Here is an 861-nt window from a genome sequence, read left to right as displayed (position 1 = left end):
CGAGGTCGGCGAGGCTCTCGGCGAGGCGCGGACCGCTCTCATAGAGCACGAGGCTCGCCGGGATGCGCGCCAGCTCGGCGATGCGGGCGCGACGCTGGCCGCCCTTGGGCGGCAGGAAGCCGTCGAACAGGAAGCAGTCGGTGGGCAGGCCCGCCGCCACCAGCGCCGCCAGCAGCGCCGATGCGCCGGGGATGGGGTGCACCCGGTGCCCCGCCTCCAGCGCCTCCAGCACCAGCTTGTAGCCGGGGTCCGACACCAACGGCGTGCCGGCGTCCGACACCAGAGCGAGGCGCGCGCCCTGCTCCAGCCGCGCCAGCAGCTTCGGCCGCGCCGAGGCGCCGTTATGGTCATGGTAGGGCACGAGCTGGGTCTCGATGCCGTAGCGGTCCAAAAGCCGGCGGGTGATGCGCGTGTCCTCGCAGGCGATGGCGTCGGCGCCGGCCAGCGTCTCCAGCGCCCGCACGCTGACATCGCCGAGATTGCCGATGGGCGTCGCCACCACGTGGAGCCCCGGCGCCAAGGTCGGCACCGGCACACGCACGCCGGCGATGAGGAAGCTTTTCGGCGCCGTGCCGCGCGGCGGAGGGAGAGGGAACGCTCATGCGCCGACCATAGCCCCAGCCGCGCGGCCGGGAAACGGCGCGGCGCCGGACGCCACCGGAAATGTCCGCCCCGACGCGCTTTCCCGCCGCCTCTGCCTTCCCCTCGTCAAATTGCCGCCCCAAGGGGGTGCGCGATCCCGCGCGGGGGCGCGGGTGCGGGGAGATCGGGCATTGCGGCAAGACGGGCACGGGACGGCAGGCGCCGTAGCGGAAGGCAGGCTCTCGCGGCGCGCGGTCCTGGCGCAATGGGCGCGCGTCG

1 protein-coding gene is annotated in these 861 nt (G+C 74.6%); it reads right to left on the bottom strand.

Features of this window, described 5'->3' with window-relative positions; translation table 11 throughout:
- The coding region (rsmI, locus tag AC2W7M_RS26470) for a 16S rRNA (cytidine(1402)-2'-O)-methyltransferase (RefSeq protein ID WP_486136161.1) at positions 1-550 on the bottom strand (550 nt) is incomplete at its 3' end.
- Positions 551-861: the final 311 nt, after the last annotated feature.

It is taken from the genome of Xanthobacter sp. BG11Y11_SDJG, assembly GCF_057364445.1.
The sequence above is the reverse complement of the archived record's forward strand: the minus strand, read 5'-3'. Positions and strand labels throughout refer to the sequence as shown.